Origin of the sequence: Peribacillus sp. YIM B13481, assembly GCF_042787985.1 — a bacterium.
GTDB classification, from domain to species: domain Bacteria; phylum Bacillota; class Bacilli; order Bacillales; family DSM-1321; genus Peribacillus; species Peribacillus simplex_A.
In genome coordinates this window covers 1-15,491 of record NZ_JBHZPE010000014.1, presented here as the reverse complement: position 1 = coordinate 15,491, position 15,491 = coordinate 1, and the positions used below count along the sequence as shown (strand labels likewise).

11 protein-coding genes and 2 pseudogenes are annotated in these 15,491 nt (G+C 38.3%); 1 reads left to right on the top strand and 12 read right to left on the bottom strand.

All coding sequences use genetic code 11. The features are described from left to right. Nucleotide 1: 1 nt before the first annotated feature. The 11 genes and pseudogenes from ACFX4X_RS10590 to pruA form a co-directional block, all read right to left on the bottom strand. Nucleotides 2-1,639, bottom strand: coding sequence for an AMP-binding protein (locus ACFX4X_RS10590; RefSeq protein WP_284472073.1), 1,638 nt, complete (start codon nucleotides 1,637-1,639; stop codon nucleotides 2-4). A 122-nt stretch (nucleotides 1,640-1,761) separates the two neighbouring features. Beyond that, nucleotides 1,762-2,904 (bottom strand): acyl-CoA dehydrogenase family protein, encoded by a 1,143-nt coding sequence (locus ACFX4X_RS10585; protein WP_284470859.1) that lies wholly within the window; start codon nucleotides 2,902-2,904, stop codon nucleotides 1,762-1,764. 61 nt (nucleotides 2,905-2,965) lie between these two features. Further along, nucleotides 2,966-3,577, bottom strand: a complete 612-nt coding sequence (locus ACFX4X_RS10580) for a TetR/AcrR family transcriptional regulator (RefSeq protein ID WP_377383416.1) — start codon at nucleotides 3,575-3,577, stop codon at nucleotides 2,966-2,968. 214 nt (nucleotides 3,578-3,791) lie between these two features. Beyond that, nucleotides 3,792-4,553: a hypothetical protein gene (locus tag ACFX4X_RS10575; RefSeq protein ID WP_284470860.1), complete on the bottom strand. Its 762-nt coding sequence runs from the start codon at nucleotides 4,551-4,553 to the stop codon at nucleotides 3,792-3,794. 28 nt (nucleotides 4,554-4,581) lie between these two features. Then, nucleotides 4,582-4,797 (bottom strand): annotated as a pseudogene (locus ACFX4X_RS10570) (cytochrome d ubiquinol oxidase subunit II); the annotation flags it as partial. 10 nt (nucleotides 4,798-4,807) lie between these two features. Continuing rightward, the gene (locus ACFX4X_RS10565; protein ID WP_377383307.1) at nucleotides 4,808-5,155 is read right to left on the bottom strand and encodes a cytochrome d ubiquinol oxidase subunit II; all 348 of its coding nucleotides are present in this window, start codon (nucleotides 5,153-5,155) and stop codon (nucleotides 4,808-4,810) included. Then, nucleotides 5,122-5,391, bottom strand: a pseudogene (locus tag ACFX4X_RS10560) (cytochrome ubiquinol oxidase subunit I); the annotation flags it as partial. The gene ACFX4X_RS10565 and the pseudogene ACFX4X_RS10560, both read right to left, overlap by 34 nt. Nucleotides 5,392-6,318: 927 nt before the next feature. Continuing rightward, on the bottom strand, nucleotides 6,319-6,573 hold the full coding sequence (locus ACFX4X_RS10555; protein WP_377383305.1) for a biotin/lipoyl-containing protein: 255 nt from the start codon (nucleotides 6,571-6,573) through the stop codon (nucleotides 6,319-6,321). 519 nt (nucleotides 6,574-7,092) lie between these two features. Beyond that, complete coding sequence (locus ACFX4X_RS10550; RefSeq protein ID WP_377383414.1) at nucleotides 7,093-7,599, bottom strand: acyl-CoA thioesterase; 507 nt, start codon at nucleotides 7,597-7,599, stop codon at nucleotides 7,093-7,095. 452 nt (nucleotides 7,600-8,051) lie between these two features. Further along, a complete protein-coding gene (locus ACFX4X_RS10545; protein ID WP_377383303.1) occupies nucleotides 8,052-8,966 on the bottom strand; it encodes a proline dehydrogenase family protein in 915 nt (304 codons plus the stop codon). A gap of 72 nt (nucleotides 8,967-9,038) precedes the next feature. Beyond that, entirely contained in the window at nucleotides 9,039-10,607 is a 1,569-nt protein-coding gene (gene pruA, locus ACFX4X_RS10540; RefSeq protein WP_377383301.1) for an L-glutamate gamma-semialdehyde dehydrogenase, read from the bottom strand. Nucleotides 10,608-11,407: 800 nt separating this feature from the next. Here pruA and ACFX4X_RS10535 point away from each other — a divergent pair. After that, nucleotides 11,408-12,802, top strand: coding sequence for an amino acid permease (locus tag ACFX4X_RS10535; RefSeq protein ID WP_377383299.1), 1,395 nt, complete (start codon nucleotides 11,408-11,410; stop codon nucleotides 12,800-12,802). A gap of 758 nt (nucleotides 12,803-13,560) precedes the next feature. Here the strand turns inward: ACFX4X_RS10535 and ACFX4X_RS10530 are convergent. After that, nucleotides 13,561-15,258 carry a sigma-54 interaction domain-containing protein gene (locus ACFX4X_RS10530; protein ID WP_377383298.1) on the bottom strand — a complete coding sequence of 566 codons (1,698 nt, stop codon included), beginning with the start codon at nucleotides 15,256-15,258 and terminating at the stop codon, nucleotides 13,561-13,563. Nucleotides 15,259-15,491: the final 233 nt, after the last annotated feature.

Here is a 15,491-nt window from a genome sequence, read left to right as displayed (position 1 = left end):
CTTATTTGGTGCGTTCCGATAGTAGGTCAAGAGTTTGTTGCCTAAGCCTATACTTTTGGATCTTTCCGGATGCAGTCATTGGATATGCATCGGTAAATTGAATGTAACGGGGAATTTTATGAAATGATATCTTCCCTTTGCAATATTCTGTCAGTTCTTTCTCCGTAAGGTTTTCTCCCGGTTTCAAAATGATCCATGCCGCTACCTCTTCCCCATACTTCCGATCTGGGACACCGAGTACCTGGACATCGACAATTGCAGGATGTTGATAGAGGAATTCTTCTATCTCACGGGGATAAATATTTTCCCCCCCGCGAATGATCATATCTTTCAACCTGCCTGTTATCATGCAATAACCATTCTCGTCCATCACCGCTAAATCTCCCGTATGTAGCCAGCCTTCCCGGTCAATCGCCTGTTCAGTTGCTTCCGGGTTATTATAATACCCCTTCATTACATGGTATCCTCTTGAACAGAGTTCCCCCTGTTTGCCCCGTGGGACCTCTACTCCAGTTGCCGGATCGATAATTTTCACTTCCACTTTCGGCAATGCTCTTCCCACTGAGGAAACACGAAGTTCGATTGGGTCGTCCGTTCTTGTCATCGTAATTCCTGGAGATGATTCCGTTTGACCATAAGTAATCGTAATTTCAGAGATCCCCATCTTATTCACCACGCTTTTCATGACTTCGATCGGGCACGTGGAGCCTGCCATGATTCCAGTCCGTAACGAACGTAAATCATACTGGTCGAAGTCATCGAGATTAAGTTCGGCGATGAACATCGTAGGTACACCGTGGAGCCCCGTACATTTTTCTGCTTCAACGGTCTGTAGGACTACACGTGGATTAAATTCCACAATAGGCACCATCGTTGCCCCTACAGTAACAGAGGCCATCGTACCAAGGGAACAGCCGAAACAATGAAAAAACGGAACGGGGATGCAAAGCCGGTCATCCTTTGTAAGCTTCATGCATTCCGCAACATTCAAGCCGTTGTTGACCAAGTTTGAATGCGTCAACATCACTCCTTTTGGAAATCCTGTCGTCCCAGATGTATATTGCATATTGATCACATCACTGGAAGACAATTCCCCCATCCTCAGGTCCAGCAACTCTTCCGAAACGGATTCGCTCCCGCTAATGACTTCATCCCACGAAAACGTGCCAGGATAACGCGTTTCACCCAAAACGATGATATTTTTCAATTTTGGCAGTTTCTCAGATTGTAATTTTCCTGGTTCGGCATTTTTCAATTCAGGTACAATTTCATACAACGTATCTATATAGGAATGATCCTTATATTGTTCCATCACGATTATCGTCGTCGAATCCGATTGCTTAAGCAGGTATTCCAGTTCACTTGTACGGTAATTGGTATTGACCGTTACCAGCACCCCGCCCATTTTCGCTGTCGAAAATTGGGATATAAGCCATTCTGGTTTATTGGACGCCCAGATGGCGATATGTTCCCCTTTTTTAATATCGAGTGCCATGAACCCCCGGGCCGCCTTTCGGCAAATCTTTTCAAATTCGCGATACGAATGACGAAGGCCAAGTTCATGGTAAACCACCGCTTCATTATCACCATATTGTTCAGCTGTCTTTTCAAGCAGTTTTCCGATAGTAACATCTAGCAAATCGGACATCAAACTCCTCCTATCAAATAAAAGTAAGAATGAACGCTTTTTGCTGTATGGATAACATCTGCTTCCCATCTGATTGAACCCAAGCATCATTGTTCATCTTCGTTCCGAAAAGATTAACAGCCTAATTGTCTGGCGATTACGATCCTTTGAATTTCGGATGTGCCTTCCCCGATTTCCAATAACTTAGCATCTCTTAAATAGCGTTCCACTTCATATTCACGCATGTATCCAGAACCGCCATGTATTTGAATCGCTTGATTGCTGGCCCTGAACGCGGTCTCACTTGCAAAAAGCTTGGCGTATGCCGCTTCCTTTGCAAAAGGTTTTTTATTGTCTTTTAACCATGCAGCCTTATATACCATATTCCTCGCCAATTCGATTTCCATCGCCATGTCTGCCAGCTTGAATTGAATGGCCTGGAAATTTGATATGGTTTTACCGAATTGAATGCGCTCTTTAGAAAAAGCTAAAGCTCTGTCAAAGGCAGCCTGAGCGATACCGACGGCCAAAGCTGCAATGGAAATCCTTCCTCCATCAAGCGTGAATAAGAATTGTTTGAACCCTTTGTCTGGATCTCCCAATAAATTCCCCTTTGGCACCCGGACATTATCCAGAATGATTTCACACGTATTGGAAGCCCGAACTCCCATTTTTTCATAATTGCTATTGATCGTAAGCCCATGGGTATCCGTTGGCACGATGAATGCGGAGATGATGTTCTTGCCCCTGGAATCTTTGCCCGATACAGCGGTAACGGTAATGGTTCTTGAATAGCTGGCATTTGTTATCCATGTTTTCTCGCCGTTAATCACATATTCATCACCTTCTAATACGGCAGTTGTTTTCGTACCGCCAGCATCCGAACCCGCATTAGGCTCTGTCAACCCGAAAGCTGCCAAAGTTTCACCGGTCGTGATTGGAACCAGATATTTTTGCTTCTGTTCTTCAGTTCCAAAATAGTAAATTGGGCTTGCTCCAAGTGAAACGGCTGCTGCATAGCTTAAGCCGGTTCCTCCGCATGCCTTGCCAACCTCTTCAACTGCAATGGCATACGAAATCGTATCTCCACCCGAGCCGCCATATTCTTCAGGGAACGGAATTCCAAGCAACCCGAGTTTCCCCATTTTTTTGAATGCATCTTCCGCAAACATGGACTTTGCATCCAATTCTATGGCAATTGGTTTAATTTCCTTTTCAGCAAATTCCCTAACCATTTCCTTAATCATCTGTTGTTCTTTCGTAAGTGAGAAATCCATTTGTTCATTCCCCTTTCTATTAAGACCGACTAGTTGGTCTGTACAATTCAGGTTTTACTGTTTAATCCACAACCAATTGGTTTTTCAGTAAAAATGGCCGGGTTATTTCCTCTTCTTTTTGTTTATTCGTCAATAGTGCCTGTAGAATTAAATCTACGTAAATATCACCAATTTCATTTATGGTTTTTCCGCCGTCCCTTTTGTACCATTTGTAGGACCAGTTCACCATGCCCAGAATCGACATCCCGGTAATTTCAACCGGTAATTCGCTGCGGAACACTCCCTTGTCAATGCCTTCTTTGATGACGGAAAAAATAATTTCTTTATATATTTGACGTTTTTTTTTGATTGCTTCTACATAAGGTGGTTTTAAGTAAATGCTTTCTTGATAGAAAACTGAGATGTGTGGTTTATAGAGGTCAAAAACTTTAACGAAAGATTGAATGATCTTTTGCATTTTTTCTGTTGGATGGGTACTTGCTGAAATGGCTTCCTGTGCTTTAGTTAAAACATATGAAATAAAGTAATCATGAATGACAAATAAAAGCTCATCTTTGGACGAGAAATGGTGATAAAATCCACCCTTGCTAGTCCCGCATGCCTTGACGATTTCGTTAACGGAGACACCATGAAAACCATGCTGTTCGAAGAGTGTCAACGATGTTTCGATTATTTTTTCTTTTAACTCCGTAAGTCTGCACCCCCTTGTATCCGCTTACATTTAACCCAGCAAGAAAGTTTGATTATGTATAAACTGGATTTATTTAGATTTTACCAAATATTTAAAAATTGTCAATTTTAAATATAAACAAAAAACAGCCCTCATGACCAAGAGCTGTCAACCTGCTTTATTTAATATGTCTGAACAATTTACCATTCACACTTGACTATTTATTATTCTTCGCCTTGACTGGCTTAACCTGGGCTTTTACAAGCTGCCATCCATTGTTATACTTCCATACCGATTTGATTTCCAGGATCGAATCACGTTCATCGGAACCTTTCACATGTTGGATCCCTATAAACCCCTTTCCTTTTCCCAAAACGGTCTTGAGGTCCAGTGAAGAGTAGGGATCAACCAAAAGCTCTGTCGGTTCATTTAGTTTTCCATTTAGATAAATGCCCATTTCATCATAAGCTTGTTTTCTGGAACTGACATCTATCACCACAGGCTTTTGACCTTCTATAATGATTTCCGCTTTGTATCCGTCAAGAAATTGGGCCATTACAGGAACGGGTGGAGGGATTTCCAGTTCCTTCGCTTTTCCATCCTTGAACGTATAGGCATAACTGGTTATCAACCGCTCTCCACCTTCCATCAAAACCGTGACCAATACATCCTGGACCCCATCATCATTCAAGTCGGCAACCTTGAGGTCTGGATTATATCCAGCTTCAAGCGGGACGCTGATTGTACGGCGATTGCTTTCCACACTTAACTCAATTTTCTTCAGGAACTTGCTTCCTTCCTCATATGGCAAACCCTGAACCTGGATGATGTCTATTTTCTGGTCACCTGTTACATCTCTTTTTGTTGAAATATAGGTGCCATCGACCTGAAAATTTTTATCATGTGCTTCAACCGCTTGATAGCTCAAAAAGAGTGAGATGACTAAAACCGCATATTTTAGCAGGTCTAACATTTTCATAGTGATAACCTCTCTTTTCCAAGATGAACTAGTTTGACATTTGTCTCCGTTTTAACTTTCGGCGCTGATCTTTCATGAAGATGGACCAGAAATAACCTGGCACCAATATCACAAAGCCCACTATATATGTGGCAAACACGGCACGGAATGAAGTCGGGTCGGTAAATCCTGAAAGGATCGTGACATTTGGAAAAATGATATAAGGTAAATGTGCGATGCCATAAACATAACTGCCGATTAAATAATGATGATCGCTATAACGGCGCGGCGCGGCACCCCATACCCCCCTGCTTAGAAAAATTTTCATTTTTGTCTAAGCTGTGCGAGAAGACCAAGAATGCACTCATAATACATAATAGGACCAAGATTAGGCTTGCGGGAACGATCAAGGCTTCCCCAATCGGGAATACTGCATCTGGAAATAAACTGCAAATAGCGATAACAAGACCAACGACAAAAGTATTAGTTACCTCCCAAGTTGGTGATAAATAGCTATTCGCTATCTTCTTAGCATTGGTTTCTTCCTTTTTAATGTAAGTCTGCCCAAAAGCCAGCGCCAAAATCCATGGACTCGTCCAATCACTTCCATGAACCCAGTCCATAATAGTGACAGTTGCACACCCGCAATCGTACTAGTCGGAATGCCGACCCCAAGCAAACCCCCTAATGTTTTGGTTCAGCGTTTAGCCATGACGACATACTGTAAATCCTTTGTCTTTTGATACATCAATTCCGCTGCCAACATCATCATCGGCAACCCGACGCCAATCGTTGCAAATATGATATGTACAGCCATATTCGTCCCGAACATCGTACGGGCCATTTGTATATGATCCATACTGTCTTCCTTTCTAACCTTTGCTCTTGGTAGTATCTCCTCTGTACAGGAAAATATTTAATAATATTCCACAAACTATATTTTCATGGTTTTGCAGAAAGACAGCATTTTACTTGATGATGTTTTTGGTTAATTGTTTTATTTAAATATTCTATCGGGGTTATTATTGGGATATATTTACTCGGTTGATTGCTTCTTAATCTTGCTTAGATCGCATGTACGGACGGCATTTTTAGTATAGTTGTGCAAATAATAATATGAATTGATAAATCCCCAATCAATTTATCAATTTTTTCTAAATAAGAAATATCCATCTTTAATGATTACTTTTTACAATAATCCTGCCTCATTATGGTTATGCGCCCATAAACGGGTCACCAAACAATCACCATTGCGAATCCTTCACAATTCTCTAAAGAACTGTTCATTCATTTTTATATTCTATTCAATCAAAATACACACATATCCTACAATATAGTAGTCTATGTGTGTATTTGCGGGTGGTGTTTGACTTTTGCCCAATTTTCCTTAAAGCACAGGTACTAGCCTATATATTTATGTTTAATCCATAGAACTCCTTTGACGTAAAAAAGAACAATACAATAAAGTATCTTTTTTGCAAAAATCGCCCTATGTTTCTTGCGATAGGTTATTGCACCAGAACGGAGGATTTCTATAATTAAAAAACTCTACCATATCGTAGAGCTTTTTAAACATATGTTCATTAACTAGCACTTTTCTATCATTATAAAAAATAGGATTACTCCGTTTTTAACAATTTGAAATTCTTGCTTAATTCATTTATTCCGCTTTACTCTGTTTAATGCACTGAATATTCTAAATATTGAACGCGTGCCTTTACAAGACTCTGGTTTAGAAAAATTCATATTCAGGATACTAATCCTAAAAACCCTTTGGACCTTTTTATCAATCACTTCCTGTGATTAATAAATCATCCTGTAACTGAATTAACACTGTTTCATTACTTACATTTTGATTTTTTGTTACTTCAATTGAAACAACATGACCACTTACACTAGTCTCAATTTCCACTTTTTTATTGTCCGTTGTATGAACTACCATTAGTTTTTCCCATTCATATACATAAGAGCCTTGACTAACAAATATGTTTTCAACTTTTCCACAACAAGGACTATAGACAGTTTCTATAACTTTTTTCACCTTAAAACCCTCTCTTTCTATTGAAATGAATTAGAAATTCCAAATATCATACTTACACCGAGCCATGTAAGCAGCTAGACGCATATCTATTTATTAATTTTGTGCTATGGATGATATCTTTTGAAAAGAATGACCATGCCATTTTTCCTGTCCAATAATAGCCTGATCGTTTTGCAGCCATTCAAACTATGATGCCGCCATTCCACCAGAACCATAATATCTTTGGTTGTTCCAACATTTTACTAATCGCTCCCACATACCCTCGAATTAACCGATCTAATTCAGGGGAGGGCATGATACGGGAGGATCGCAAACCGCCTTTACTTCGATAAAGCAGTTACTTCCGGATGAAAACGAACTCGTCCCTTTGTAGGCCAGACCAATCATTCTGCTGAGAACGATAGCCGGAGAAAAGACTGGATTGAACTAGTAAATCTAATGCTTCACTTGCTTATTGCCCGGCTTTTCAACTTGAACGATATTGATAAGGATTGCCTCTTACCTTGCAGGTGATGAAAGTTAAGGATAATCTACATTTAAAAACATAGCCACATCTTTGCTTTTTTGTTTTCTTTGTTTCCGCATACTTGCTCGATCTAAGGCCGTTTCATGTAATTTTTTTTCTTCTTCTGTCTCCGGAATAACATTTGGAACACGTGTGGGACGTTTATGTTCATCTAGTGCAACAAATGTTAATAGAGCAGTCGCTGCAATTCTACGAACACTGCTTTTTAAATCTTCAGCAATAATTTTCACAAAAACCTCCATTGAAGATGTGCCTGTCCATGCCACATAAGATATAAAACACACTGAATCTGTTGTACGTATGGGATGTAAAAAGTCAACTGAATCTGTTGAAGCAGTTACACATTCACTCCGACTATGACGTGCTGCAGAAATCGATGCTACTTGATCGACATCACTCATCAATCTGCCGCCGAATAATGTATTATGATTGTTCACATCATTTGGAAATATACGACTCGTTCTTATGACCCTTGATTCTCTGCAATATTTCGCTTCTATAAACCCGTCCTCCTAAAACATGGGACCTGAAATCATCACCTATGTAAACTTTTAGTATATGGTTATATTATGATACAATTTTGCGCTTTTTAATCTTAAAACACTATCGGCGTATGTAGCCTAGTGTTCCGAGAATACGAAGCTTGCTTTAAAATATCATTCACCATATGCTGTTGCTCAAGCTCTTTACGAAGCATTAAAAGCTCCTCCTGCTCGAGTAAACTGTTTTCATTCTCTTGGTAGGATCCAGATTTTTCATACTGGGTGAATCCACCGGTCAAGGGAGGACGGGATCGTATTATTCCTTCACTGTGCGCTTTCAGAGAAGATTTATGCTTATATTTTTCTATTTAAAAAGAGTGGTTGTACCTATCTGTTTAGTTTCCCAGAAACGAACGCTAACATAAAATAACTTTCTATGGTATCTTCACCCATTTTAATAAACCCATCAATTATTTAGAAAAGAAACCTTTAAGGGCAAAAGCTATATTTTGTGGTCTTTCTGCCAAGCGACGCATAAAATAACCAAACCAGTCGTTACCAAAAGGAATATACACACGCATTGTATATCCTTCTTTAGCTAAACTTAATTGCATGTCTGTCCTAAATCCATATAACATCTGAAACTCAAATTGGTTACGTGGAATATTGTTTTTTTGAACAAACTCTTTTACACTGGCAATGATACGATGATCATGGGAAGCAATCGCCGTATAGCTGCCACTCAGCAAATGCTCTTCAATGATTCTCATATAATTTTTATCTACTTCTTCTTTCTCTTGATAAGCCACAGAAGGAGATTCTTGATAAGCTCCTTTAACTAAACGAAGGGGAATTCCTTTTAATTCTTTTACGTCCTGTTCCGCTCGATATAAATAGGATTGAATCACTGTTCCTACATTATCATATGTTTCGCGTAATTCTCTCAGGATATCTAACGTGATTTGGCAATGTGCATGATCTTCCATATCGATTCTGACAAAATTGTTGTATTTCCTGGCTGCCTCAAGTATTAGACACATATTTTGAACACAAAAATTCCGATCAATGTCCAAACCAAGTTGGGTCATTTTTACAGATAAATTACTATTTACTCCTGCACTCCCCATAGCTTCCAACGTTCTTACGTTGTATTCCGTTGCCTCTATTGCCTCTATTCTACTTGAAACAAATTCCCCTAAATGATCCAGTGTACAAATCAAGCCTTTTTCATTTAATTCTTGAACTTTCTTAATCGCACTTTTGATAGTATCTCCTGCCACAACTTGGGAAGCCCCAAATCGAAGGCCCCATTTTTTCGCAGCTTTATTTAACGCTTTGTTGTTGGAAGCGTGAAGAAAAATATTTTTTGAAACATCTGCCAGCATGAATATATCCCCCTAAATGCATGTCCTTGTTTTATTAAATGGGGCAACCTTTTTAAATTGCCCCAGCCCTTATTAAAGTGTTTCGCTAGTTGTTTTCGCTTGCATGTGCAGAATCAAATAATCAGGGCCCCCTGCCTTCGAATCCGTTCCAGACATATTGAACCCACCAAACGGATGATACCCAACGATTGCTCCTGTACAACCGCGATTAAAGTATAGATTACCTACGTGGAATTCTTCTTTTGCTCGTTCAATATGATCAGGAGTGTTAGAAAGTAACGCACCCGTTAAGCCGTAGTCCGTGTTGTTCGCTATTTCCATCATATGATCGAAATCGCGCGCTTTACAAACAGCTACAACAGGTCCAAAAATTTCTTCCTGCATCAGACGTGCTTTTTCATCAATATCCGCAAAGATGGTCGGTTCAATAAAATACCCTTTGGAGTCGTCCCCTTCTCCACCAGTCATCAACTTGCCTTCTTCCTTTCCTATTTCAATATATTTCATGATTTTATCGTAAGAAGCCTGGCTGATGACGGGTCCCATATAGGTATTTACATCTTCAGGGCAGCCATTCGTTAAATCTTGAGTTAATGCCACTGCTTTTTCAAGGACTTCGTCATAAACATCCTGATGTACCACCGCACGTGAACCAGCCGAACACTTTTGTCCGGAGAATCCAAAAGCAGAATAAACAATCGAAGCGGCCGCTACATCCAAATCCGCGTCTTTATCTACGACTACAGTATCTTTTCCGCCCATTTCGGCAATCACACGCTTTAACCAAATTTGACCCGGATGCACTTTTGCCGCGCGTTCATAAATGCGGCAGCCAACTTCACGTGAACCCGTGAAGGAAACAAAGCGAGTTTTCGGATGATCAACAAGATAATCCCCTATTTCCGCGCCCCCTCCTGGAATATAGTTAAGTACGCCATGAGGAAGACCTGCTTCTTTCATGACTTCAACGAATTTCGCTGCAATCACTGGTGTGGTATTTGATGGTTTCAGAAGAATCGTGTTTCCGGCAACAATCGCTGCAGCTGCCGTTCCGGCCATAATAGCTAATGGAAAGTTGAATGGAGAAATGATGACACCTACACCCAGTGGAATATAGTTGAACTTGTTTGCTTCTCCATCTCGACTTTTTACAGGTACTCCGTCTTTTAAATGCATCATTTGACGGGCATAGAATTCAAGGAAATCAATGGCTTCAGCCGTATCTGCATCAGCTTCTTTCCATGGCTTTCCAGCTTCTTTAACTAGATAGCCTGAAAATTCATGTTTGCGGCGACGAATGATATCCGCGGCACGAAATAAAATGTTAGCACGTTCTTCTGGTTTTTCTTTTTTCCATGTGTTGAATGTAGACAATGCTGCTTGCATTGCCTTCTCGGCCAATTCTTTATTCGCTTTAGAAACTCGACCGATTACTTCTTCCTTATTTGCTGGATTTATCGATACAATTTGTTCATTTGTTGTAATGAATTCTTCTCCAATGACAAGTGGATAATTTTTTCCTAGCTCTGATTGTACAACCTCTAAAGCTTTTTTAAATTCACTTTTATTTTCTTCAAGTGTAAAATCTGTAAATGGTTCGTGTTTATATGTTTGAATGTCCGTATTATTTGTTGTAATCATGTTTTTCTCTCCCTTAAAAAATAAATTTGTATAACCGATGTAATAGCGCATCATCTTAAGTTAAAAGTATGAATAATTTTCAACTGATAGTTGCTGCCTCTAATTTCTTCTTTTACTTTTGTTTGTGAAAAAAGTTCGCTAATCCAATATCTCCTCCTTCATTAACGGAAAATTTATAATAAAAATAATATTCAAAAACTTAATATGAACATATTATAATTCCATTTATACACTTTTGTATACTACTTTTAACAAAATTGTCTAAATAATTTAAAATTAAACACTTTTGTTCAATTTAATATTCATTTTTTAAAAAACAGATTATTATACTAGCTTATGAAGCTAATCTAAACAGTATATGGTGAATTCATTTTATCTTGGGGAGAGTTCACCACCTATTAACCCGTTTTTTTCAATTGCAAAGCTTCTAAACCACATAGTATGTAAATGGCTGTAGGAATGCCTTCAATCATAACAACGGAACGAGCTCGCTTTTTGATTTAAGTTTTATAAATAACTTTAAAGTATACATAAGTGTTTAGTTTATGTTCCATTCCGGGAAATAAATAGACAAATATGCACAAAATGTATTATCATATAATTCTTAATATTTTTTCATCTTTTATTTGGAGTCTATATGCATTTTAAATTTTTAATTCTAATAAGTAGAAGAAATAAAAGAGGAAGAATTGTTAAAGATTTGTTTCTTGTTTTAAGGGTTATCACTTTCTGTTATTTTTTTGAAAGATTTGAATCCCCTTAATTTTTTTGGTTTTTACGTTATGGAGAGGATGTAGGATATGAATCATCAACAACCTGAATTAAAAAAAGAGTTGAAAATTCGGCATATTACCATGATTTCTCTCGGAGGAATCATCGGTGCTGGGTTATTTGTTGGAAGCGGCCCGTTAATTAATACGGCTGGGCCAGGTTCTATTTTCTCATATGCGCTAGCAGGATTACTGGTAATTTTGGTGATGCGGATGCTTGGGGAAATGTCAACGGCAAATCCATCAAGTGGCTCTTTTTCCACTTACGCCCGGGAAGCGATCGGCCCATGGGCCGGGTACACGATTGGCTGGTTATACTGGTTTTTCTGGGTAATTGCCATTGCAGTTGAAGCGATAGCAGGTGCGACAATTATTCAATATTGGTTTCCTTCTTTGCCTTCTTGGTCAGTCAGCCTTATGCTTACTTTTTTATTAACCCTAACTAACATCTATTCTGTTAAATCATTTGGTGAGTTTGAGTATTGGCTGTCCATGATCAAAGTTGTCAGTATTGTTCTCTTTTTAATTCTTGGAGGTGCCATTATATTCGGTTTCATACCAGGTATAGAATCACCTGGTACTTCAAACCTTCTACATAGAGGTGGATTCCTGCCATCTGGAATAAGTTCTGTGTTTATAGGAGTTGCCCTTGTTATGTTCTCTTTTATGGGGAGTGAAATCGTGGCTACTGCAGCTGGGGAAACCTCACATCCTGAAAAAGCCATGAGGGTTGCTACAAATACTGTTATCTATCGTATCTTAACTTTTTACCTAGGTTCAATTTTAATAATCGTAACAATTCTTCCATGGGACTCTACCAGTTTGATGAAAAGTCCTTTTGTTTCTGTCCTTGAACTTTTAAATATACCAGCTGCAGCTCAAATCATGAACTTCCTTCTTTTGACGGCAGTGCTTTCTTGTTTGAATTCTGGTATTTATACGAGCTCACGTATGTTATTTTCGATGGCGAAAAATGGAGATGCTCCCCGAATGTTTTTAAAGGTAAATAAGAAGGGGATACCCATGAATGCGATTTTAGGATGTACCGTTATTGCTTATATCAGTATTGGATTCAATTACGTTTCTCCAGATAAAGTATTTCTGTTTTTAGTTAATGCTTCCGGAGGTGTAGCCCTTCTTGTTTATCTAGTGATTGCCTTCTCTCAGTTACGTATGCGAAGAAAATACGAAAAAGAAAATCCTGGAGCACTTAAGATCAGAATGTGGTTATTTCCTTATTTAACATATGCCACGATTATTACGATCACTAGTATATTTATCTCGATGGCATTTATTGATTCCTTACGTTTACAATTCTTTTTAACGCTACTTCTCACTATCCTGATTGTCGGTTCTTTCTTTGTCTTAAAGAAAAAGAAACCATCGGATTTATTATCAACGAACAAAGAAAAAAATGCCTCATAAATAATGGACGCTATTTGAAATTAGACACGGGCTGGCGCATTAAAAAATCCCAACTCAGATTAGTCATTTGATTTACCCCTGTCAAGTAGACAGTCATAAAAGACTACAGTCATCGAGATTCGATATTCATTCGGAGCTCGGTGGCTGAGTCGTTTTTGGAATCGTTTTTAGCTGTAATAATAGATATCCTCCCAGTTTTTAAAAATGATTTTGATTCAACATCTCTTATTTATAATGGGGAAAGAACGATTCCACTAAGACATTATCATGTTGGTTTCATTTAATGCCAAGATATTGAAGTCGTAGATTGTATGCATGGGCTGTGCATTAGAAGCCTTGATCCGAATGGAGAATGGTTCTGTACTTCTCAACATGATTCTGGGTTCCTCCATTTACAGATTTACATAACGCTTTTTTCAGCCTGTACTTTATAATAATCTCACTCTGATACCTTTCAATTGAATTGGTATCCTTCGTTTCATTGCTGCCTTCCCCATTCAAATACATCTGTACAGCTTTCATTTTTTTCCTTTGAATATTTCTCGAACTTTTCCCTTTTTTAGCCTATAATGAAATCCCCTCCAGGTAGTGGTGTATTTTCCACGATTGTTTGTGGTCTTTTTACACGGTCTACCTTAAGGGGATATTATCAAAGCAGTCTTTCCAGAAACTAGCTCTCGTTTTTTTGTTATCTGTGATAACAAAAGTTTCGATAGAGAGCGTAACTGGGGCATAATAAAATGCAAAATAAAAATAAATCAGTTTAATCCGTATTCTTTAATCTTATTGTAGAGCGTTCCTCTGGACATGCCGAGTAATTTGGCAGCCGCACTTTTGTTTCCATATGTCTTGCTTAAGGCTTCTTGAATCATGTATAACTCTTCTTTTTCCTCTTCCTGAAATGATGTTTCTTGTGGGCATGAGATAAGGCTATTATGAACATAATAGCTACTAGTTATGTTTTTTTGAAGATGATTGCTTTTAATAATATTTTCATCATTCAGAAGGATAACACGTTCCACAACATTCCGAAGTTCACGGACATTTCCTGGCCATTCATAGTTAACTAATATAGTTATAACTTCCGATCCAATTTTCGGAACTGGTTTCTTATACTTAGAACTGAACTCTTGCACAAACTGTTCAACTAATTTGACAATATCTTCTGGCCTTTCACGTAAAGGAGGAATATCAATGTTAATTACAGTTAAGCGATAATAAAGATTTTCGTTGAATTTCCCTTCCTTTACCATTGCTTCTAATGCCTGAGATGTAGAGGCAATTACACGTGTATGTGTCGTCAATAATTCCGTTGTCCCTACACGATAAAATGATCCATGTTCTAAATAGTGCAGAAATTTTTCTTGAATGTCTAATGGCATTTTATCAATTTCCTCAATGAATAATGTCCCATTATGTGATTGTTCAATTTTTCCATTTTTCCCCGTCTTCTTATCTGCTGTATAAACTCCTTTTTGATATCCAAATAATTCAATCTCCAAAAGAGTGGAAGGAATGGCTGAACAATTAATAGATACAAAAGGGCCGGTTCGCTTTGAACCGCCGTAATGAATAGCTTGTGCTAACATCTCTTTTCCTGAACCCGGTTCTCCGGTTAACAGAACCGGAATGTCTGCGTAGGCAACTTTTTGCGCTATCTTCACGGCCTTTTGAATTTCTACATTTACTCCAATAATAGAGGAAAAAGGGTTGTCCTGATGGATAAGCAACGGTAACGAAGAATCAAGTTCCTCGTTTAAACGAACAATTTGAGTAATATCATGTTCCGTTGCAATGCCTCCAATGACTGTATTATCCTTTATGACTGGGGAGGCATTTACTAATACGTGATTATCATTATTAGGGCGATGATAAGCCCCGCGAACGGGACGTCCCTCATTTAATATACGATGCAATATAATGGACTCTGATTGAAAATGCTCTCCAATCTTTTGACCAAGGATATTTTCACGTTTAATGCTGTATGTTCCCTCGGCAACGGTATTCCAGCAGATGACTTTCCCCTCTTGATCCACAGCTGTGACTGCGTCATTAATGGTTTCCGCCAATGTAGAAAAGTATGCGGATAGCTCCTCATTTTTCAATTCCAGCAGTTGGACCCATTGGTTTGCAGTTATGATTCCACTAATTCCTTCTTTTTCCGGATCTTTAATCAGGACCGGTCTGCTCCAATCAGTTTGTAGCATAGAAAGTTCATCTATTGTAGAAATGGTAGAGGGAGTCCACTTTACCTTTTCAATCCACTCGATTACAGACAGTGAATCATCCATTAATGCCAGAAAATTGCATTCATTCTTTGAAACAATGTAGTATTCCTTCGCTGAAATGATTACAAAATCATACTTTAAAAAGTTATTCTTTATATCCATTAAAGTTGTATAGGGTTTCACTATAGTGAAGGAGTCGTATAGAGTAATTTCTTCCATTTTAAACATAATAAACCCCTTTTATTATATATTTTATGAGAAAGTATAAGGATTTATACAGTATCATCTTCTAAAACAATCATAAAACAAATATGTTTAAATAAAAACTAATAACTTTATTATAATATAAACTTCACTCTATGTTTCTAACGATTGATTTTCTGTTGGAGTTAGTATAGTTTCATGGACACATTTTAGTTAAGTCCTTACAATGATTTTTGAGAGGATGTGTCCGTCTTGGA